We start from the raw sequence: 21,630 nt of genomic DNA on the forward strand, positions 1-21,630 counted from the left end.
CCGCCGGCTCGGCCGCAGGCCCCCTGCGGCGGTTGCCGCAGCCTCTGACCGGCGGGGTGGGCGGCCGTACGGTCCGGGACCGTCGGCTCAGGGCCAGGCACCTGAGAAGTCGATCTCCTCGGCCCACTCCGGGTGGTCTATCAGCGGATTGCGGTTGCCTTGCATCTCGGCTATCGCCGCGTTGCGGTGCTGCTCGTAGACGCCCACCGGATGCTGCCGGTGCCAGTTCAGCAGCACCTCCAGGCCGGTCCGCTGGAGTTCGCGTGCCTCGTCGCCGATCTTGCCGGGGTAGCGGAGGACGAAGTACAGCGTCGCCCTGGCGACGGGCCCCTTGCCCTGCGAGGGCTCGAACCTTCCCGGCTCCCGCCGCCCGCAGGCGGGCCGGATGACCTCGTCGAAGTCCGCGAAGTCGAAGTAGGGGATGTTTCCGCGGAAGCTGTTGCACGTCGACTCGCAGGCGAAGAGATGGTGCAGGTCTCCCCGCATCGGCTCCTTCTTGGCGAACCAGGACTGGGGCACGACGTGTTCGCAGTTGAAGGGCAGTGACGCCTCCAGGAGGTCGAGCTCGGCCTCGACGGCCTCCAGGCCGGGTGCGCCCTCGTGGAGCATGAACTCCTGCCAGCGTCCGATGCGGGCGGCCTCCACCGCCGCGTCGGCCTCGATGAGCTCCTGGGGGGTGAAGCCCTTGTCGGAGTAGATGCCGTGGAGCTTCTCGTCGGGGTGCAGGTCCACCCACGGGTACAGCAGGCGCATCGGCTTGTATGCCGGCCGGCGCTCGTGCGTGGACTCCAGGCGCTCGGTGAGCGCGAGGCGCAGGCTCGTGGGGTGGCCGACGTGAATGCCCGCATAGTAGGCGTTGCGTGCCGCCAGGTCCGCTGCCTCGTCGTAGTAGGGGCGGGCGCGGAAGGCCGCGAGAGTGGCCATGGCGGCTGCCAGGTCCCGCTCGGCGGGCGACCGACCGTCGATCCTTCCGATCCCGTCGGACGATCCCGTGTACGAGGGGGTGGTCGCACGGTGCACCGGTTCGGCTCCCGCGGCGGGTGATGCGGGCGGGGGCTGCAAGGCGTCGCCGTCGAGCGTGACGCTGATGTGCAGGGGGACGCTCCAGCGGACCGATCCTGTCGTGGCCTGCCGTTCTGCGCTGCGGCCCGCCGTGGCGCCCGGGGGTGCTGCGCCGTTCGTGCGGTCCGGCCCGAGCGTCGGCGGCGAGACCTCCACGGGATGCAGGGACGAGCCGGCCGCGAACAGTTCCGCGCGGAGCGCCGCGGCGGCGCCGGACAGGGGGAACTGCTGGATCACGGCGAGGATGCGGGAGACCCGCACGCCCTCGTTGGCCTTCCAGTCCACCCGGTGCTCTCCCATGCCCGGATGCCAGCGGGTTCCGTCGACGGCCAGTACGTTGCCGTCGCGGTCCCTGCGGGGAGCACCTGCGTGGTGCAGTGCCACGACCTCCCACTGGTCGTTGAACACCGGAGCACCCGAGGAGCCGTGCGCCGTGTCCGCCGAGTAGTGCACGAAGTCGTCCAGCACGTCCACGATCCGGTTGTCCCGGAGGGCAAGTTGCTTGGGTTCGCCGTTGGGGTGCTGGATGATGTTGACGAGTTCCCCGATGACGGCCTTGCCCTGAGCCTCCTTGAGCGGCAGTCTCCCGAAGGACGCCAGCGGCTGACCGTCCAGGGACCGGCCGGAGACCGCCACCACGGTGAAATCGAGGTCACGGTGGGTGACGAAGAAGCTCTGCGGATCGAGCGGGAACACGACCGGAACGAGCGGCTGTCCGTCCCGGCCCGCCTGGAAGTTGAACTCGATCACCCCGGCGGCCGCCTCCTCGGGGGAGCCCAGCACGTGGTTGTTCGTCATCAGCAGCGAGGGGGACACCAGAAAGCCTGTGCCGTGGTGGGACGAGGCGGGGGTCCGGACGGTTATTCGGCCGATCGAGCGGGCGGCGAGGAACCCGCCTTCGAGGAAGTCGATTCCGATCAGATCGTTGCGGCCCATGAACCGTTCAAGCGTCAACAGGTCGGTGCTCACCAGCTCGCGGTCCAGGTCCAGGCTGGTACCGGTCGTGGCGGTCGCCGGTGTCCGCTCGATCGCTGTGGCCATCGCCCAGTCGCTGCCCAGACGGGTCAGCCTGCTGCCGACCCGTTCCCGGGTGTCGGCGTGGAGGATGCCGTGCCGCTCGAGCGCCTCCAGATGACCGTCGCGTTCGCCGGTACGGCTTGCGTAGCGCCGACCGGCCTCCTCCATCTGCTCCAGGAAAGCCCTGTCGACGGGTGACAACTGCTCCACGGTCATGTCGGCTCGCCTCCTCGGCGCACTCCTCATGCTCGGATGCCGCAATTCCTCCCCTCGATTCAGTATGGGCACAGGGCCTGACCGAGTGCCGCTCAGCCCGACGGAGCGGAGTTCCGCAGTGGTTGCCGCGTCAATCTCTCGACGTCGAATTCATTGATGCCAGGTCAGACGGCGGCGCGGCACAGGGTGATGTGGCGAGGAGCACGGTGGACCGCACGGCGGGAACCCGGCCGGACTGCTGAGTCGTCCGGTGACGGGTGAGAGCGTGCGCCGAGTGGTGGAGGACCGGCTTGCCGGGGTGCGGGCACTGGTGAAGCATCAGGTTACGGGACGTGCCGCCTGAGCAGGGTGATGCCGGGATCAACGGCGCGTCGTCCTTCTGCCTGCCTGCTCGAGTTCATGAGGAGTGGCCATGGAAGACAGCCCGCTGAGCCGCCGACGGCTGTTGTGGGGTGCTGCCGGAGCGGCGGGTACGGCTCTGGCCGCTGTCGGGCTGCCCCGGCTCATGACGTCCGAGGAGAAGGCGGAAGCCGCGCTGCCCGGCCCCGGGCGCAAGACCGCCGTCGCCGCAGGGCCGCCTGCACCGCTGCGAACGGACTCCTCGGTGGACTACGCCCCCGCGGTCTGGGTCGAAGCCTCCGAGGCCAACTACACGGCCTCCGACCGGCCCGAGGCGTACCCCATCGAATACGTCGTCATCCATCTGACGACCGACATCATGCCGATCATGTTCGCCAAGTTCAACGACGCCGCCGAGAGGGTGTCCGCGCACTACATGATCAGCGCGAGCGGCACGCGGATCGCCCAGTGCGTGCGCGAGCGCGACGTGGCCTGGCACTCCGGCAGCGTCTGGTACAACTACCGGAGCATCGGCATCGAGCACGAGGGCTGGACCGATCAGCCCGTCTACACCGACAAGATGTACGAGACGTCCGCCGTGCTCACGGCCACCATCTGCGCGAAGTACGACGTGCCCGTCGACCGGGACCACATCCTCGGCCACGTCGAGGTCCCCCTGTCCACTCACGACGACCCCGGAACCGTGTGGGACTGGGACAAGTACATGAACCTCGTCGAGACCGCGCGCCGGCGCATCAGGACCTGACACCGCGTCGACCCCGTCACGCGGGCTTGCCGTCGCCGTAGAGCCACGAGTCCCAGATCGCGTCGAGGTCCCGGCCCGCCTTCGCCTCCACGTACGCGGTGAAGTCGGCCGTGGAGGCGTGGCCGTGGCGGTGGCGCAGGGTCCAGCCCCGCACCAGGGTGCGGAAGCCCTCGTCGCCCAGTGCCTGGCGGATCTTGTGGATCACCATCGCGCCGCGCACGTACACCGGCTGGCCGGAGATGTCCGACGCGCTCGGAGGTTCGGCGGGCGGGAAGTCCCACTCGTCGTCGTCCGCGGCCTTGGCGTGGTTGCGGTCGAAGTGGTCCTGGGCGCTGGCCCCACCGTGGTCCTCGGTCCACAGCCACTCCGCATACGTCGCGAAGCCCTCGTTGAGCCACATGTCCCGCCAGGTCCGCGGGGTGACGGAGTTGCCGAACCACTGGTGGGCCATCTCGTGCACGACGTTCGTGGTGTGGAAGACGGCGGCCGGAATGGTCGGCCTGGTCTGCGTCTCCAGGGCATAGGGCACATCGGCCGCCTGATCGACGATCACCCCGGCGGCGGAGAAGGGGTAGGGACCGAACCTCCCCTCGGCCCATTCCATGACCTCGGGGAACCGGCCGAGGACAGCTCCGTCCTCGTCCACCCCCGCGGTCCTGTCCATCGCCGACACGACCGGGATGCCGGATCGGGTGCGGGAGGTCCTGATGTCGTAGCTGCCGATGGCCACGGTCGCCACATGGCCGGCCATGGGCTCTGCCTGGTGCCAGTGGAAGGTGGCGCGGTCGCCGCTGGTGTGCCGGGCGCGGAGCTGCCCGTTGGAGATCGCCTGGACTTCCTTCGGGACGGTGACGGTGATGTCGTACGAGGCCTTGTCGGAGGGGTGGTGGTTGCCCGGGAACCAGGACATCGAACCCGTCGGCTCACCGAACGCGACCGCCCCGTTGTCCGTCCTCAACCAGCCTTCGCGCCACCCGTGGTCATGGGTGATCGACTCCGGCGTGCCCGCGTAGTGCACGACGCTCCGGAAGGCGGCGCCCTTCCTGAGATGATCGCGCGGCTGCAGGGTCAGCTCCTGCCCGTCCCGGCGGACCTGCGCCGTGCGGCCGTCGACGGTGGCGCTCGACACCTCCATGCCGAGGAGGTCGAGATTGAAGGCACTGAGGTCCGCAGTGGCTTTCGCGGTCATCTCCGCAGTGCCCTTCAGACGGCCGCTGCCGGGGTCGTAGTCCAGGGTCAGGGTGTAGTGGGTGGCGTCGTAGCCGGCGTTGCCGAGCTTCGGGAAGTACGGGTCCCCCGCGCCTGCGGCGCCCGGGCGCCCGCCCCGGAACACCGTGCCGTGTCCCTGCGCCCGAGCGGCTTCCGCGCCTGCACGGCCCGCCCCGCCGTCGGCGCGGCCCCCGGACTCCGAGCACGCGGGGAGGGCGGCGAGCAGGCCCGCGACCGCGAGGGCGGCCAGACGTCCGGAAGTCTTCACGCAGCCGATCATGACCCAGGCCCCGAGCGCCCCGACCTCGCCACGCCGTGCCCGTGGCCCGCACGGCGGGCACGCCCTGCCCTTGGCCCCTACGGCGGGCGCCCCCTGCCCGCGTCGCGGGTGTGGTGGCCGGGCACACGCGCTGGTGCCTGAATGTGATGTCCCGCCACATACGCCGCCGACCTGCGGGCTTCTACGGTGTGGCCACACGGAACGTCCCCGCAGACCCCCGGAAGTGGTGCACATGACCTCCCCCGCAACGGCCGCCGCACCGGCCCCGTCCGGCATCCGGAGAATCGTCGCAGCGAGCCTGATCGGCACCACCATCGAGTGGTACGACTTCTTCCTCTACGGCTCCGCCGCCGCGCTGGTCTTCAACGAGCTGTTCTTCCCCGACAGCGAACCCCTGGTCGGCACCCTCCTCGCCTTCCTCACCTACGCGATCGGCTTCGCCGCCCGCCCCCTCGGCGGCCTCGTCTTCGGCCACTACGGTGACAAGATCGGCCGCAAGCGGCTCCTCGTCCTCAGCCTGCTCCTCATGGGCGGCGCCACCTTCGCCATGGGTCTGCTGCCCACCCACGCGAGCATCGGCGTCGGCGCTCCGGTCCTCCTCACCCTCCTGCGCCTCATCCAGGGGTTCGCGCTGGGAGGGGAGTGGGGCGGCGCGGTGCTGCTCGTCTCCGAGCACGGCGACGACAAACACCGCGGCTTCTGGGCCTCCTGGCCCCAGGCGGGGGCGCCCGGCGGCAACCTGCTGGCCACCGGCGTACTCGCGCTCCTCGCCGCCGTCCAGTCCGACGAGGCCTTCCTCGCCTGGGGCTGGCGCGTCCCCTTCCTGCTCTCGGGCGTGCTCGTGATGATCGGCCTGTGGATCCGGATATCCGTGTCCGAGTCCCCGGTCTTCCTGGAGGCGCAGGCCAAGGCCGCGCAGCGGGCCGCCGCCGGCGTCATGGCGAAGCCGCCCGTGACGGAGGTGTTCCGTACGAACTGGCGCGGCGTCCTGACCGCGATCGGCACCCGCCTCGGCGAGAACATCTCCTACTACGTCATCACCGCCTTCCTCCTCGTCTACGTCACCAGCCACCTCGGCCTGCCCAAGAGCGACGGCCTGAACGCCGTCCTGATCGGCTCCGCCGTGCACTTCGCGGCCATCCCCGCGTGGGGAGCGCTCTCCGACCGCATCGGCCGACGCGCCGTCACCCTCATCGGCTCGGTCGGCATGATCGGCTGGGCGTTCGCGTTCTTCGCCCTGCTCGACTCCAGGTCCTTCCCGGTGATCGTCGCCGCCGTGACCGTCGGTCTGCTCCTGCACGGCGCGATGTACGGACCGCAGGCCGCCTTCATCTCCGAGATGTTCGCCACCGAGGTCCGCTACTCCGGGGCCTCGATGGGCTCCCAGCTCGCCTCCGTCATCGGCGGCGCCCTCGCCCCGATCGTCGCCGTGGCCCTGCTGGACGGCTACGACTCCTCCGTACCCGTCTCGATCTACCTGGGCGCCGCGGCAGCGGTGACCACGCTGACCGTCCTGGCCGCCAAGGAGACCCGCGGGCGTAGCCTGGCCCGCGAACACGCACCGGCAGACGGCGCAGCCGGCGTCCCGCGCCCGGCCGGGCAGGCACCGCTGCCCGCCGACAACCGAACCTGACCCGGACCGGGCGCCGGCCGGGCAGCGCCGCCACCACTGCCCGGCCGGGGGCCGGCCCGGGCCGGCCCACCACCCACGACGGAGAGCGCCCGATGCCCACCACCGACCACACCGCGACCGCCGACGCCGGCAGTGGTACCGGTGCCGGGGAGGCCTGGACCGCCCTGCGGCACCTGCGCCATCTGCTGGACCTGCTCGACCGGGGCGCCCCGGCCGAGCAGTTCGCACCGCCGGCCGCGCCGGCCCGCGGCCCCCACCTCGACGAACCGGACGCGGCCGTGGTCGCGGAGGCCACCCGGGTCGCACTGCGCATCCGCCGCACCCTCGGGCAGCACCGCCGCCGTGAAGCCGAACTCGCCGCGCTCTTCGACACCGCCGGCGACCTGGCCCGGCTCAGGGACCCGGACGCCGTGCTGAAGGCCATCGTCCGCCGCGCCAAACTGCTCCTGGGCACCGACGTCACGTACCTGTCCCTCAACGACGACGAGGCCGGCGACACCTATATGCGGGTGACCGACGGGTCGGTCTCCGCCGCGTTCCAGCAGGTCCGCCTCGGCATGGGGGAGGGCCTGGGCGGCCTGGTCGCGGAAACGGCCCGCCCCTACTCCACCGGCGACTACCGAGACGACCAGCGCTTCCGGCACACCACGGCGATCGACGGCGCCGTCGCGGAGGAGGGGCTGCGGGCCATCCTCGGCGTACCGCTGCGCCTGGGCACCCGGGTGATCGGCGTCCTGTACGCGGCGGACCGCACCGCCCGCACCTTCACACCCGACGAGGTGGCCCTCCTGTCCTCCCTCGCCGACCACGCCGCGATCGCCATCGACAGCGCCCGCCTCCTCGACGAGACCCGCAGCGCACTCGTCGACCTCAACGAGGCCTCGCGGACCATCGAGGCGCACAGCCACGCCATGCGGCGGGCCGAGGAAGCCCACGACCGGCTGACCGACCTGGTGCTGCGCGGCGCGGACATCACCGACGTCGCCACCGCCATCGGCGCCGTCCTGCAAGGCGGCACCCTGATCCACGACGCCGACGGAACCGAACTCGCCCGGTCCGGAACCGACTCCGGGCGGCCGTCCGCCCGGGCCGTCGGCGCGTCCCGGACCGGAGGGCGCGCCGTGTCCGCCGACGGCACCTGGGTGTGCGCCGTCCTCGCGGGCCCCGAGCTGCTCGGCAGCATCGCGCTCACCGGCCGTCCCGACCTGGGCGACGCGGACCGCCGCCTCTTCGAGCGGGCCGCGGTCGTCACCGCCCTGCTGCTGCTCCAGCGCCGTTCCGTGGCCGAGACCGAGGACCGCGTACGGGGCGAACTCCTCGGCGACCTCCTCACCGGTGCCGCGGACCCGGCGAGCCTGCCGGCCCGCGCCCGCCGGCTCGGTGTGAACCTGGACCACCCGCACGCGGTCTTCGTCCTGCACTGCGCAGCCGCGCCCCGGCAGCGGCTGCTGGCCGCCGCGGCCCGCGTCGCGCACTCCCGCAAGGGCCTGGCGGGGCTGCACCACGACGACGTGGTCCTCGTCCTCCCGGCCGGGCACCCCCGATCCGGCACCGGCACCGGCCCGGGACCCGGTGCCGGTGCCGGTCCCGGTGCAGGTGCCGCGAGCCTGGCGGGCGAGCTGGGGCAGGTCCTCGCCGGACCCGTCACGGTCGGCGCCGCCGGGCCGGTCACCGGACCGGGGCGGTTCCCCGACGCCCACGCCGAAGCCCTCCGCTGCCGGACCGCCCTGCGCGCGCTCGGCCGGGAGGGCTCCGGCGCCGCCTTGGCCGACCTGGGCTTCCTCGGCGTGCTGCTCGGCGAGCAGACGGACCTCGGCGGCTACGTGCACCGGACCCTGGGACCCGTGCTCGACTACGACGCCAAACGCGGAACGGAACTGGTCCACACCCTCCGGACCTACTTCGACGAGGGCACGAGCCAGTCCCGGGCGGCGGACGCACTCCACGTGCACGTCAACACCGTGGTGCAGCGCCTGGACCGGATAGGCCGGCTGCTCGGCCGCGACTGGCAGCGTCCCGAGCGGGCCCTGGAGATCCAGCTCGCACTGCGCGTCCACCGGATCCAGCGGCCGCAATGACCCCCTCCGCCACCCGTGTCGCCCGCTCCGTCCCACGCCCCGGCCCCGGTCCGCGGCGTAACCGGCCGCAGCCGCCGACAAGTGGCAGGCTGGGTCCATGTGCGGCCGTTACGTCTCCACCCGTGGTCCAGAGGACCTCTCCGGCCTCTTCCGGGCGGTGCCCCCGGAGCCGGGGCACGTGCTGGAGCCCAGCTGGAACGTCGCGCCCACCGACGCGGTCTGGGCGGTACTGGAGCGCGCCGACCGGGGGAGCGGGCTGCTGGAGCGCAGGCTGCGGCCCCTGCGGTGGGGACTGGTGCCGTCATGGTCGAAGAGCCCGTCCGGCGGCCCGAAGATGATCAACGCGCGGGTGGAGACGGTGCACGAGAAGCCCGCGTACCGGCGGGCCTTCGCCCAGCGCCGCTGCCTGCTGCCGGCGGACGGGTTCTACGAGTGGCAGGCCGTACCCGCCTCCGCCGGCGTGAAGGCGTACAAGCAGCCCTACTTCATCCGCCCCGAGGACGGCGCCGTCATGGCGATGGCCGGTCTCTACGAGTTCTGGCGCGACCCCGGCGTCGCCGCCGACGACGATCCGGCGGCGTGGTGGGCGACCTGCACGATCATCACCACCGAGGCGACCGACGCGGCCGGCCGCGTCCACCCCCGTATGCCGCTCGCGCTCGCCCCGGCCGACTACGACGCGTGGCTCGATCCCTCCCACCGGGACGCGGACGAACTGCGCGCCCTGCTCGCCGCGCCCGGGGGTGGCCGGCTGGACGTCCGGGCCGTGTCGACGGCGGTCAACAACGTCCGCAACAACGGGCCCGAGCTCCTCGACGACCCCGAGGGCCCCGTGCCGGCGCCGGAGTGAGGAGGTCAGGCCTTCGGGACGGTGTTCACGTAGTCGGTGCCGGCACTGTAGAAGCCGTCCACCGTCTTGTGGACATCCGCCAGGGACACGGCCTCGTCGGCCTTGTGGTAGACCCAGTTGACCTTCATGTCCCACGTGCGCGGTCCGCCGGTGAAGGGCAGGTCGATGAACCAGTTGCTGAAGTGGATGTCCATCTTCTCGCGCGGGACGTACTTGCCGGAGCTGGTGAACAGCTCCTTGCCGTTCAGGGAGTAGGTGACCGACCCGTTCACCGCCGTGATCATCAGGGTGTGCCAGCCCTCGAGGCGCTGCTTGAGCGTGTGGTTGACCCGGTCCGGCGGATCGGCCTTGTACCAGCTGACGTTGTCGAGTCGCGGACCCGCCGTACCCCAGCCCCCGTTCGGCAGGTACTCGAAGTCCAGTTCGCTGTAGTCGTCCGAGGAGTCCGAGGGGGAGATCGGGAAGAAGGCCTGCACGACGTGGTCGCCGTTGCGGCCGCCCGCGGGCTTGTCGCCGAAGTGGACCCGGGCGGCGTAGGTCCCGGTGAAGAGGTTCTTGCCGGTGCCCTGTATCTCGACCTGCCCGGTGCCCCGCCCGGTGCCGTCGGTGGAGGACCGCAGCTGCAGGACCCGGCCGCCCTGGGCGGTCGCGTCGGAGGGGAAACTCGCGCCGGACGCGGTCCAGGTGTCCTTGATCCCCGGGCCGCCGCCGCCGGTGCGGACCTCCCAGCCGTGGGCGGCGAGCGCGGGGTCGTCGGGACCGCTGTAGTGGAAGTTGTCGAACAGGGTTCCCGGCGGCCCGGACGGGGTCGGCGGGGCACTCGCGGCGGGCGCGGCGGCATCGCCACCCGGCCCCCCGGAACACGCCGCGAGCAGGCACAAGAGGGCAGGCAGGGTGAGCGCGGTCCACACGCGGGAACGACGGGCGCGGCGGGGCTGGCTCACGCGGGCTCCTTGGGGGCGTAGAGGCGGTACCTGGACACGCCCTCTGCGGGGGATCAGCTGCTGATCCGACGAGGGCGTCATCCTAGGCACGCGGTGGCCGCTCCCGTGACCGCCGGGGTGGCTGTGAGGCGGCCTCCGGCAGGCCCGGCCGCCACGCTCCCCGCGCCGGGGGACCGGGCTGAACGCGCCCTGATCAGGGCACGGCCGAGGCGCGGGCGGCCCTACTAAGCGGTATTACATATTCCGTTTCGATCCGGTCACGACCGCTGAGTAGATCGTTCCAAATCCGGATATCCAGGCCAAGTCGCCTCGGGATGGTGGACTAGCGTTCGCCTCTGTGATCCCGCGGTCTCCGTACCCTGCATGAAAGGCCTCGCAAGGTGCGCCCAGTCATCACCCCTGTGCAACGCGGGTCGATGCACCAATCGAAGCCTGAAATGTCCGAATTGAATGTCGAGGAGTCCGCTCCCGCACCGGTGTTCGTCGACCAGTCGGGCCTGCGCGGCCGTCTGCTGCGGGGATTCGGCTGGCCGGTCTCCGTGGTCGGCGCGGTCCTGGCGGTCGCCATGGGCGGCAGCCTGATCGGCGTGCAGGCGGACGCCCCGGCGATGGGCATACCCGCGCAGCCCTCGCGTTCACCCGGGCCGCCGCCCCTGTCGCCGACCCCGTCGTCGGTGTCGTCCGCGACGTCGCCGCCCCGGACGCTCACGCGATCTGCGACTCCGGGCGCGAAAACCTCTGCCGTCCCGCCGAAGACCGCAGCCGCCCCCTCGGCATCCGCGGCAGCCCGGCCCAAGCCCGCGTCCCCCGCTTCGAAGCCCGCGATGACCGCGCCGAACGGGGCGAAGCCCTCGGCCCGTCCGGCCAAGCAACCCTGATCACCCGCACCACCGCCTCCAGGAGCGTCATTGTCCCGCCACCAGCGCCGCCGGCAGTCCTTGCTCAGGCCGCGCCGACTGGCCGCGCCGCCGCTGCGTTTCTTCATGCCGCTGTCCCTGCTGGCCTGCCTGCTCGCCCTGCTCGTCCTGCGCGGCCTCGCCACCAACGAGGCGTTCCACGACTCCCGCATCGCGATCTCCGTCGACAAGACGACGGTCCCGGAGAACCTGCTCAAGGGCGGTCCGGTCATCGACGCGCGCGGCGCGAAGAACGAGCACCCCGTGAGCTACCACATCCCCGACCGCACGGCCGTTCTCAGCTTCGACGACGGTCCCTCGCCCGAGTGGACCCCGAAGATCCTCGAAGTGCTCGCGGCCCGCAAGATCCGTGCGGACTTCTTCGTGACCGGTGCGATGACCACGCGCAACCCGGACCTGATCCGCCAGATCGTCGCGGGCGGACACGAACTCGGGGTGCACACCTTCACCCACCCGGACCTGGTGTACCAGTCGCACGCCCGGATCAGCTGGGAGCTGGCGCAGACGCAGTTGGCGCTGGCCGGCGTCGCGGGTGTCCACTCCGCGCTGTTCCGCCCGCCGTACTCCTCCGACGCCACCGCGATGGACGACTGGAACTACCCGGTGATCAAGTACGTGGGTGCGCGCGGCTACCTCACCGCGTTCATCGACCGCGACACCGAGGACTGGAAGCGCCCCGGAGTGGACGCGATCGTCAAGGCGGCGATGCCGGCCAAGCCCGGCGCGGGTGCGCTGATCCTGCTGCACGACGCGGGCGGCGACCGTACCCAGACCCTCACCGCCCTTGTGCAGATCATCGACAGGCTGCAGGCCCAGGGCTACCGTTTCACCACCATCTCCGAGGCGCTCGGCGCCTCCAGCGCGACGGTGCCGGTGCACGGATTCCAGCTGTGGGCGGGCAAGGGGTTCCTCTGGGCCACCCAGGTCGCCGTGCTCACGCTGCCGGTGCTGGTCGGGCTGCTGGCCCTCGTCGGCTTCCTCAACTTCGGCCGGTTCGCGCTGATGCTCGTCCTCGCACCGATCCACGCCCGCCGCTCCAAACGCCGGGACGCGTGGGGACGGCCCGTCACCGAACGGGTCACCGTCCTGGTCCCCGCCTACAACGAGCGCGAGTGCATCGCCAACACCCTCCACTCCCTGGCGGCCAGCGACCATCCGATCGAGGTGATCGTCATCGACGACGGCTCCACGGACGGCACCGCGGACATCGTCGAGGAGATGGACCTGCCGTTCGTGCGGTTGATCCGCCAGGCGAACGGCGGCAAGTCCGGCGCGCTCAACACCGGTATCGCGGCCGCCTCGCACGACATCATCGTGATGATGGACGGCGACACCGTCTTCGAGCCGTCCACGGTGCGCGAGCTGGTCCAGCCCTTCGGCGACCCGGCGATCGGCGCCGTCGCGGGCAACGCCAAGGTCGGCAACCGCGACAGCCTGATCGGCGCCTGGCAGCACATCGAGTACGTCCTCGGCCACAACCTGGACCGCCGGATGTACGACATGCTGGGCGTCATCCCCACCATCCCCGGCGCGGTCGGCGCCTTCCGCAAGGAGGCCCTGCGGGGGGTGGGCGGCATGAGCGACGACACCCTCGCCGAGGACACCGACATCACCATCGCCGTGCTCTGCGACGGCTGGCGGATCGTCTACGCCGAACACGCCCGCGCCTGGACCGAGGCGCCTGCCAGCCTCCAGCAGCTCTGGTCCCAGCGGTACCGCTGGAGCTACGGCAGCATGCAGGCGATGTGGAAGCACCGCGGCGCCGTGACCTCCCGCGGCCCGGCCGGACGCTTCGGCCGGCTCGGACTGCCGCTCGTCGTGCTGTTCGGCGTGATCGCCCCGCTGTTGGCGCCCCTGGTCGACCTGTTCCTGCTCTACGGCGTGCTGTTCGGGGACGCCCCGATCACCCTGACGAGCTGGGGCGGCTTCATCCTGCTCCAGGCCGCACTGTCCTGGTACGCCTTCCGGCTCGACAACGAGAAGCCCTGGCACCTGATCAGCCTGCCGATTCAGCAACTGGTCTACCGGCAGCTGATGTACATCGTCCTCCTGCAGTCCGCGATCACGGCGGTGACCGGCGGCCGACTGCGCTGGCAGAAGCTCCGGCGCACCGGCGAGGTCGCCGTACCGGTGGAGGCCTGACCGTGTACGCATCCACCGAACCCGGCAGCACCCGCGACACCATCCAGCTGCGGGTCCCCGCCGCTCTACGGCCCGACCCGCAGCCGCGGCCGCAGCCCCAGCCGTGGCCGGGGCCGCAGGCACAGGCGCCGGTACCGTCCGGGCACAAGGGCGGCCGGAACCGCTACTTCGACCTGCTGCGCGCGCTGGCCCTGGCCCGCGTGGTGCTCTACCACAACTTCGGCTGGTTCTGGCTGCCCCTCGTCTTCCCGTCGATGGGCGTGATGTTCGCCCTGGCCGGCTCGCTGATGGCCCGCTCGCTCAGCCGTCCCGCCCTCGGCGTGATCCGCGGCCGACTGCGCCGACTGCTGCCGCCGATGTGGCTGTTCGGCGCCGTCCTGGTCGCCCTCCAGATCCACGCCGGCTGGGGTCCCCGGTCCGAGGGCCACCCCACCTGGTGGTGGTTCAAGCTGGCCTTCTGGATCCTGCCGCTGAGCACTCCGCCGTACGCGGACGAGCTGTCCGGATTCCAGCTCGTGGAAGCCACCTGGGCCGCGCAGATCACCGTCCCGCTCTGGTACCTCCGGGCCTACCTCTGGTACGTCCTGTTCTCGCCGCTGCTGCTGCGGGCCTTGCGACGGTTTCCCGTGGCGACGTTGGCCGCCCCCCTGGCGATGGTGATCGTCATGAACGTGTTCCTCCTCGACCAGGAGTTCATCTACGGCCGGGTCTGGGAGACCGCCAACGACTTCGCCACCTTCGGTGCCTGCTGGATCCTCGGCATGGCCCACCAGGAGGGGCTCCTGAGGAAGATCCCGCAGTACGTGCTGCCGTCCGTCGCGCCGCTGATCATGGTGGCCGGCTTGTGGTACCTGCAGAGCCGTCCGGTGGACCCGACCGTGCCGACCGACATCGAGTCCTGGCCGATCGCCCAGGCCCTGTGGTCCATCGGCTTCGTCGCCCTCCTGCTCCACGTGAGCCCCGCCTGGGACCGGTGGCCCAGGCCGCTGGAACGCTGGAACGGCCTGGTCGCCCTGCTCAACGCACGCGCCGTCAGCGTCTATCTCTGGCACCAGGTGGCGCTGGTGGTCGCGATCCCGCTGATCGACCCGCTCTGGGGCGTCCCGTTCGTCTACGCGAACTTCCAGTGGCTGCTGTCCAGCCAATGGTTCACGCTGCTGGTGGCGCTCCCGCTGGTCGTGCTGCTGGTGCTGGCCTTCGGCTGGGTCGAGGACCTGGCCGCCAGACGCCCGCCGCGGCTCCTGCCGTACCCGCGCCGCCCACGCGGCAGGCGCCGGGCCGCCGACTGACGCAGACCGCCGACTGACCCACGCCGCCGGCCGGCCCGGGGCGGCGGCGCAGGCCGCGTCAGCGCCCGCGGGAGTCCGGCCGCGCGCCGGTCGCGGGGTCCCACGTGATGCGGGCGACCACCGGCAGGTGGTCGCTGCCGGTGGCGGGAAGCGTCCGGATCTCGGGGACGGCCCCCGACCGCGCCAGGACCTGGTCGATCCGGGCCACCGGGAAGGAGGCGGGCCAGCTGAGGGCGAACCCCCGCCGGGGCACAGCCATCCGCGACGTCAGCGGAGCGAGCCCGCGGTCGTCCACGGTGCCGTTGAGGTCGCCGAGCAGGACCACCCGGTCCACCGGCTCGGCGGCGACGGCCGCGCCCAGCAGCCGCGCGCTCTCGTCCCGCAGCTGCGAGGCGAAGCCGGACGGCCGGATGCGCACCGAGGGCAGGTGGGCGACGTACACGGCGATCTCGCCCTCCGGGGTGCGCACCGCGGCCCGCAGGCCGCGGCTCCAGCCCTCCCCGATCGCCGCGGGTTTGATGTCCAGGCGCCGTACGCCCGTCAGCGGGTACTTCGACCAGAGGCCGACCGTGCCCTCGACCGCGTGGTGCGGATACCGCGACGCCAGCACCGCCTGGTAGGCCGGCAGAGCGGAGGGGGTCACCTCCTCCAGGGCGACGAGGTCCGGTGCGGCAGCGGCCAGGGCGGCGGCGGTGCCCGCCGGGTCCGGGTTCTCGTCGCCGACGTTGTGCTGGACCACGGTGAGGTGGTGGGCGCCGCTCTGCGCGGGGAGGAGCAGCCCGCCGAACTGGCCCAGCCACGCAAGGGCGGGCAGCAGCAGGGCCACCAGGGCCACGGCCGACCGGCGCACCAGCGCCGCCACGAGGAGCGGCGCAACCGCCAGGCCGAGCCAGGGCAGGAACGCCTCCACCAGGCTGCCGAGGCGGCCGCCCGCATCGGGTACGGCGGAGTGGAATGTCAGTACGGCGGCGGTCACCAGGGCGAGCAGGGCGAGGACCCTCCCGCGAGCACCCCCGGCCCCCCGCCACCGGGCGATGCGCCGCACACCCCCGTCCGCACCGCGGCCCCTCCGCTCGGCCACAACCCCGCCCATCCGTCCCGGCCCCGTTCCCGTCCTGCCCCGACCCGCCCGACGTGTTCCGTCACGCCGGACCTGCTCCGCCACGCCGGCAGGTGCGGCAGCACGACGCCGTTTGCTACGACGCTCGATCCGCCGCCGGGGTTCCCTCCGGCACCGGCGCCCGCAGTGGTGGTCAAGCCCAGCGTCTCCGTGGGTGCGCGGGACAGCGCGCTAGGAGCCGAGCGCGTGGCGCACCCCGGCGCCGTCCTCCACACCCCGACCGGGGCGGAGCTGCGTACGGCGCGGGGAAGCACAGGCCTGAAGCGCTTCCTTCCGATCAGGCCGGGCTCGTGCCGCCCGGCCCGACCGGTCGGCGACCGGCTACGACGTCCTGCACGCGCCGCGCATCCGGCGGCGGCGCAGCAGCAGTCCGACGCCCGCCCCGGCCAGGGCGGTCACCGCCACACCCGCCGTCGTCCACCAGACGGCGTCCCCGTCGGCGCCGGCTGCCGCCTGCGTCCCGGAGGGAGCCGGGGAGGGGGACGAGGAGTCCGCGGAAGTCGCCGCGGCCGAACCGGAACCGGCGGTGGAGCCGGCAGCGGCCTCGGGCGTCGGGGCCGGGACGGCAGGAGTGCCGCCGGCGGTCGCGCCGGTGGTCGGAGCCGGGTCCACCACCGGCACACCGACTTCGAGTTCACCCTTGCCGAGTGCGGGGAACCCCACCTCGACCGTGACCTTCCACGAACCGGGCGGCAGCGTCTCGGCCGTGGTCCAGCCTGCGGGCGCCGCCGCCGGGTCGCGGACCAGGCGCCAGGGGCCCATCGTGCGGGTGCCGTCGACGCTGACCGCGTTCACGGTGGCGGCGACGGTCTCGTCGACGGCGTCCCCGTCGTTCTCCCAGGTGATGTCTGTGGTGACGTGGCCGGCGCGCTGCCCGGTCACCACCACCTTCAGGGTGTCTCCGTGGGCATGGGCGGCGGCGGGGATCAGGAACATGAGGCCGAGTGCGGTCAGGGTGGCCGAGAGAACGATTCTTATGCGCATCGTCGGGTGCTCCGGTCGAGATGAGGGGAAACCCGGCGGACGGCCGCGCGGGGCGGCCGTCCGCCGGGGCGGGATCACGGCGTCACGGGGTGGTCCCGGCGCCAGGGCGTGCGAGCGCCTGGGCGTCCGGGCGTGGCGGCAGTGCTCAGCCGGACTTCTGGAGGGTCCAGGCCTGCGCCGCGCGGCCGTCCGCACGCTGGAGGTCGAGCAGCCAGTTCCCGTAGTAGGGGCGGTTGCTGACGGTGAGGGCGAAGGTGCCGCTCGGCTCCGTGACGGTCACCGCGCCACCGCGGGTCGTCAGCTTCCAGGCCTGAGCGCCGTTGTTCTTGTCGCAGGGCTGCTGCGAGACCCACATGCCCGGAGCAGGTGCGGCGCCCGGCTGGAGGCACTTGCCGGAGACCGCGGACTTGATGCGGACCTGTCCGTTGCCGGCGTCCTCGAAGTACCACTGCTGCTGGGCGTAGCCGTTGGCGCGGCCGCCGACGAGCACGGTGCCGTCGGCGGTGCGTCCGCCCCATACCTCGGCGGCCATGCCGGTGCTGCCGTTGCCGAGCGTGTAGCGGCTGCCCGGGGTCGTCGCCCCGCCGCCGGCACCGGTCGTACGGAAGGACGCCGCCTTCCCGGGACCGCTGTCGCGGCCGGAGCCGTCACGGGCGGACACGGTCACCGTGTACGAGGTGTCGGGCTGGAGGTTGTAGATGCGCAGCACCTGCGACTGGACCCACGCCAGGTGCTTGCCGTTCAGCATGACCTGGTACCAGGCGGTGCCCTCGACCTTGGGCCAGCTCACGACGACGGAGTTGGACTGGATCTGGGCCGCGGTCGCGGTCGGTCCGCCCGTGGGCTTCTTGGTCGGCGTCGGGCTCGGCTTCTGCGTGGGCGTCGGGTTCGGGTTGGGACCGGGGTCCGTGCCGCCGCCACCGCCCCTGGTCTTCATCAGGAACTGGTTGTCGGCGATGTTCCAGTGCGTGGCCAGGTAGCTGCCCGGCTTGGGACTGGTGTGGAAGTAGTCGTCGTGGTTGCAGTCCAGGATGTTCTCGGACGCCTGGTTGGTGCAGATGTTGCGCATCTTCGGGTAGTACGGGGTGTCCGAGTAGCACATGACGTCGTACTCGTCGGTGCAGTGCGCGCCGCGGCTGGTGTTCGGTGCGCTGTTGTTGACGGCGCCCAGGTTGTGGCCGAGCTCGTGCGCGGCGGTGTGACCGCCCCAGCAGCCCGAGTCCGTGCGGCCGTAGGAGGGGCCGAAGTTGCTCTGGTTGTTCTGGCCGGGGCGCTCGTCGCCCGCGAAGGTGCCGATGCCGCAGTAGACCTGGCTGTCGGCGAAGATCATGTACTTGCGGTCGCGGCGGTCGAGGCCCTTGGCGGCGAGCGCCTTGTTGGTCGCGCTGAACTCGGCCAGGGCGTTGGCCGGGAGCTCGATGTTGAGCACGGTGGGCGTGCAGTCCGCGGCGGTGACGTAGCGGATGTGCCGCACGCCGCCGGTCTCCTTGGCGCTCGCCGAGTAGATGAGGTCGGCGTCGGCCGCCCACTTGCGGAACGAGGCCACGTACTCGGAGTAGCGGTCCTTGCCGGGGGCGTGGACGTACACGACCTGCACGCGGTTGCCGGTGCTGCCGTCGCCGTCGCACTGGACGGTCTGGCCCGCGGGGCCCGCGGCGACGGTCTGGCCGCCCTCGGCGGCGGCCGGCTGGGGTGCGCTGTCCTTGGTGGCCGCGCCGTCGGCCGCGGGCGCGTCCTGAGGACGCCCGCCGCCTTCCTTGGTGGCCGGGTCGTCGGTGGAGGGCTTGGCCGGATCGGCCGCCGGAGCCGTCTCCTTGACGGCCGGCGGGATCTCCTTGGTGATGTCGACGCCCTTGGGCGGGGCGTCGGGGCCGTGGGTGCAGTGGCCGTCCCCGGTGCGGTAGACACCGACGCAGCGGTCGCCCTTGGGCGCGGGCTGGAGGCCGTCGTAGACCATGCCGCGCGCGCTCTCGTTGGCGGGCGCCGCGGCGAGGGGGTCCGGCTCCTTGTCGCGGGCGGGGGCGGCGGCCGGAGCGGAGGCGGCGGCCTCGACGGTGCCGGCGGCCTGGGCACCGTCGCCGAGCCCGGAGTAGGCGATGCCAGCGGCTATCACCGCTCCGGCTGCCACGGCGGCGGTGGCGAGTATCAACCGCCGGGGTTTGCGGCGGTGGTCGGCTGCACGTCTGCGTCCTGTCATGGGCACCTCAAATCGATGTGGGACCAGTGGGTTCGCGGAAGCCTGCCAGACGAATGCCGCGGAGAATTCGGACAAACGGGGGCGCCGACCGAGAAATCATTCCGTTACCTGTCGGCATAATTTGACGAACACTCAACTTGCCGTAAAAACAAGCGAGTTACGCGCGTTGCACGCGAAAGGTCCAGTCCTTTCCGGCCGGGTTGTTATCAAATCGAGATATGATGTGGAAGCTTGTTGACGGGAATTCAGTCAGGAATTCACCTAATTACTACCTCGCGAATTCCCTTCGTCACGAGCGGTAAGGGCCGGCGCCCCGCTCCCACCCGTCGGCCCGTCGGTTCCCGTACGGAGCCCGCCAGTTGCCGCCGCAGGCCCGTCCGGCGACCCGGCCGGAGCCGAGCCGCCCCGCCGCCTCGCACGCAGGCGGGACGGCGGGGCGGGGGGGAAAAGCGGCGGGCGGCCGATCAGCCGTCGAAGACGCTCGGATCGATGCGGGCGAGGCGATCGGGGTCGGTGAGGATGTCGAGGGCGATGATCCTGCCGTCCCGGACGGTGAACGCCATGACCGACATCGGCCGGCCCTCCGCGAACGCGACGACGCCGGGCAGCCCGTTGACCAGCGCCGGACGCGCGGCCTCGGCGAAGCGGGCGAAGGTGATCGCCTGCGCGGCGACCTCGGAGGCGCCGCGCCGCACCAGCGAGGGACGCAGCGTCCCGCCGTCCGAGCGGGCCACGACCTCGGGGTCGAGGACGTCGACGAGGGCCTCGAAGTCCCCGCCGCGCGAGGCGGCGAGGAAGGCGTCGACGACCGCGCGCAGCCGGGCCGGGTCCGGATCCTCAGGGGGCACGACGCCCTGCACCCGGCGGCGGCCGCGGCTGGCGAGCTGCCGGGTCGCGGCCGCGCTGCGCCCGAGGACCGGGGCGATCTCGTCGAACGGCACCGCGAACAGGTCGTGCAGGACGAAGGCCAGGCGTTCGGCGGGTGCGAGCGTCTCCAGGACCACCATCAGGGCGAAGCCCACGGAGTCGGCCAGGAGGACCTCCTGCTCCGGGTCGATGCCGTCCGCCCGGCCGACGACCGGGTCGGGAAGCCTGACCTGCCCGTCCCGGTCGTGCAGCGGATCCTCGCGCCGGGTCGTGCGCGAGCGCAGCATGTCCAGGCACACCCGCCCCACCACGGTGGTCAGCCAACCGCCCAGGTTCTCCACCGCGTCGGCGTCGGAGCGGCTCAGCTTGAGCCACGCCTCCTGGACGGCGTCCTCCGCCTCGCTGAGCGAGCCCAGCATCCGGTAGGCCACGGCCCGCAGGTGGGTCCGGTGCTCCTCGAACCGCCGCGCCAGCAACTCTTTCCCGTTCACCCGTCACATCCCCGTGTCAGAAGGCCAGTTCCGGAATCGGACGATAGACGGCCCTGCGACGGACGTCGCCCGAACAGGGGTTGGCGCCCCGCACCCGCGGGCGGTGGCAGGCGTGGAGGAGATCGCTCCGGCGGTGCGGTGCGGTGCGGTGCGGTGCGACGAGGGACGCGGCCTCGGCCGCTCGCGGCTTCGTGCAGCCGGCCGCCGGCCGGTCGCACCTCGCCGTGACCGCGTGTCGGCGCGACCTACGAGATCAGGGAGCGACGCCCTACGATCGGGCCGCCGCCTTGCGGAGGTGGCGGTAGAGGCGGTCGCGGTCCTCGTAGAGGCCGCGGCTGTCCGTCGGGACCAGGGCGCCGTTGACCGCCATGGTGGGCGTCCCCTCGGCCGGCGACGCGCGCATCGCCTCGTCCGCCGCCGCCACGAACGCGTGGTGCTTCGTCTCCAGCACGGCCGCATCGAACTCCGGGCCGCGCAGCCCCGGCACCTTGACGGCCATGGCCAGCAGCCGGTCCCGGGTGAACCCGCCGACCTTGCGCACCTTCGCCTGGTGGCGGTACAGCACCTCGTGGTACTCGGTGAACTTGTTGTGGTCCACGGCGGCGCGCAACGCGTTCGCGGCGAACTTCGACCCCGGGCCGAGGAAGGACCCCAGGGTGAACTGCAGTTGCAGCGCGTCGTTCCGGGCCGCCTGCTTCAGGTAGGGGCCGTTGCCGTCCAGTTCGAAGTCGGCGCAGGCCGGGCAGCTCAGGTCCTCGTAGACGCGTACGGAGAGGGGAGCGGACGGGTTGCCGATCACGATCGTGGTGCCGTCCGCGGCCAGGGACTCCCGTGCCGGGGGCAGGTCCGCACCCGCCGGCACGTCGAGCGGGTCCTCGCCCCGCGATCCGCCGCCCCGCCCGGCCTCGCACGCACCGACCGACGATGCCACGGCCATCGCCGCGGCCGCACCGAGGAACCCACGTCTGGTTCTGACCTGCATCAATGTCCTTCCCCCTGATCAACAGGGAGACTTTACGCGCTCCCGGCCCCGACCGCGCACCGGGTTTCCACGGGCCCTGCAGACCGTGCCGGCCCGCCCCCTCCTCACGCCGGACGAGTATCCGAACGGACGTCCCGGGCCGTGCGTGAAGGGCAGGACCCCTGCACCCGCACCTGCCCGTCCGGCCGTGCCGCCGGGACAGGGGGAGCGGTGACCGTGGACGCTCCTGGTCCATGTCGCAGAGGGG

15 protein-coding genes are annotated in these 21,630 nt (G+C 72.2%); 7 read left to right on the forward strand and 8 right to left on the reverse strand.

Annotated features, from left to right (window positions below; genetic code table 11):
• Positions 1–87: 87 nt before the first annotated feature.
• The gene (locus tag AVW11_RS24505) at positions 88–2,295 is read right to left on the reverse strand and encodes an endonuclease (RefSeq protein ID WP_076045938.1); all 2,208 of its coding nucleotides are present in this window, start codon (positions 2,293–2,295) and stop codon (positions 88–90) included.
• Positions 2,296–2,707: 412 nt separating this feature from the next.
• Here AVW11_RS24505 and AVW11_RS24510 point away from each other — a divergent pair, with 412 nt between their 5' ends.
• On the forward strand, positions 2,708–3,400 hold the full coding sequence (locus tag AVW11_RS24510) for an N-acetylmuramoyl-L-alanine amidase (RefSeq protein ID WP_063898507.1): 693 nt from the start codon (positions 2,708–2,710) through the stop codon (positions 3,398–3,400).
• A gap of 16 nt (positions 3,401–3,416) precedes the next feature.
• Here AVW11_RS24510 and AVW11_RS24515 read toward each other — a convergent pair whose 3' ends face one another.
• The gene (locus AVW11_RS24515) at positions 3,417–4,889 is read right to left on the reverse strand and encodes a M1 family metallopeptidase (RefSeq protein ID WP_076045940.1); all 1,473 of its coding nucleotides are present in this window, start codon (positions 4,887–4,889) and stop codon (positions 3,417–3,419) included.
• A 232-nt stretch (positions 4,890–5,121) separates the two neighbouring features.
• On the opposite strand from AVW11_RS24515, the gene AVW11_RS24520 reads away from it, so the two are divergent.
• The 3 genes from AVW11_RS24520 (at position 5,122) to AVW11_RS24530 (ending at position 9,450) form a co-directional block, all read left to right on the forward strand.
• Complete coding sequence (locus AVW11_RS24520) at positions 5,122–6,522, forward strand: MFS transporter (RefSeq protein WP_076045942.1); 1,401 nt, start codon at positions 5,122–5,124, stop codon at positions 6,520–6,522.
• Positions 6,523–6,614: 92 nt separating this feature from the next.
• Positions 6,615–8,600 (forward strand): helix-turn-helix domain-containing protein, encoded by a 1,986-nt coding sequence (locus AVW11_RS24525; RefSeq protein ID WP_079250766.1) that lies wholly within the window; start codon positions 6,615–6,617, stop codon positions 8,598–8,600.
• Positions 8,601–8,697: 97 nt separating this feature from the next.
• On the forward strand, positions 8,698–9,450 hold the full coding sequence (locus AVW11_RS24530; RefSeq protein WP_076045944.1) for an SOS response-associated peptidase: 753 nt from the start codon (positions 8,698–8,700) through the stop codon (positions 9,448–9,450).
• A gap of 5 nt (positions 9,451–9,455) precedes the next feature.
• On the opposite strand, the gene AVW11_RS24535 is transcribed toward AVW11_RS24530, so the two are convergent.
• Positions 9,456–10,394 carry a glycoside hydrolase family 16 protein gene (locus tag AVW11_RS24535; protein WP_076045946.1) on the reverse strand — a complete coding sequence of 313 codons (939 nt, stop codon included), beginning with the start codon at positions 10,392–10,394 and terminating at the stop codon, positions 9,456–9,458.
• A 437-nt stretch (positions 10,395–10,831) separates the two neighbouring features.
• Here AVW11_RS24535 and AVW11_RS24540 point away from each other — a divergent pair, with 437 nt between their 5' ends.
• From AVW11_RS24540 to AVW11_RS24550, 3 genes are all read left to right on the forward strand, one after another.
• Positions 10,832–11,272 carry a hypothetical protein gene (locus tag AVW11_RS24540; protein ID WP_143568892.1) on the forward strand — a complete coding sequence of 147 codons (441 nt, stop codon included), beginning with the start codon at positions 10,832–10,834 and terminating at the stop codon, positions 11,270–11,272.
• Between the two features lie 93 nt (positions 11,273–11,365).
• Positions 11,366–13,453 (forward strand): bifunctional polysaccharide deacetylase/glycosyltransferase family 2 protein, encoded by a 2,088-nt coding sequence (locus AVW11_RS24545; RefSeq protein ID WP_079250770.1) that lies wholly within the window; start codon positions 11,366–11,368, stop codon positions 13,451–13,453.
• Between the two features lie 2 nt (positions 13,454–13,455).
• Entirely contained in the window at positions 13,456–14,742 is a 1,287-nt protein-coding gene (locus AVW11_RS24550; RefSeq protein ID WP_240528250.1) for an acyltransferase family protein, read from the forward strand.
• A gap of 58 nt (positions 14,743–14,800) precedes the next feature.
• Here the strand turns inward: AVW11_RS24550 and AVW11_RS24555 are convergent, their stop codons facing one another.
• The 5 genes from AVW11_RS24555 to AVW11_RS24575 form a co-directional block, all read right to left on the reverse strand.
• The gene (locus AVW11_RS24555; protein WP_079250767.1) at positions 14,801–15,835 is read right to left on the reverse strand and encodes an endonuclease/exonuclease/phosphatase family protein; all 1,035 of its coding nucleotides are present in this window, start codon (positions 15,833–15,835) and stop codon (positions 14,801–14,803) included.
• 348 nt (positions 15,836–16,183) lie between these two features.
• Entirely contained in the window at positions 16,184–16,846 is a 663-nt protein-coding gene (locus tag AVW11_RS37500; protein ID WP_076045952.1) for a hypothetical protein, read from the reverse strand.
• Positions 16,847–16,991: 145 nt separating this feature from the next.
• Positions 16,992–19,043: an RICIN domain-containing protein gene (locus AVW11_RS24565; RefSeq protein WP_240528252.1), complete on the reverse strand. Its 2,052-nt coding sequence runs from the start codon at positions 19,041–19,043 to the stop codon at positions 16,992–16,994.
• Between the two features lie 464 nt (positions 19,044–19,507).
• Entirely contained in the window at positions 19,508–20,401 is an 894-nt protein-coding gene (locus AVW11_RS24570) for a sigma-70 family RNA polymerase sigma factor (protein ID WP_060178636.1), read from the reverse strand.
• 268 nt (positions 20,402–20,669) lie between these two features.
• The gene (locus AVW11_RS24575; RefSeq protein ID WP_079250768.1) at positions 20,670–21,383 is read right to left on the reverse strand and encodes a DsbA family protein; all 714 of its coding nucleotides are present in this window, start codon (positions 21,381–21,383) and stop codon (positions 20,670–20,672) included.
• Positions 21,384–21,630 lie beyond the last annotated feature (247 nt).

Origin of the sequence: Streptomyces amritsarensis, assembly GCF_001953875.1 — a bacterium.
Taxonomy (GTDB): domain Bacteria; phylum Actinomycetota; class Actinomycetes; order Streptomycetales; family Streptomycetaceae; genus Streptomyces; species Streptomyces amritsarensis.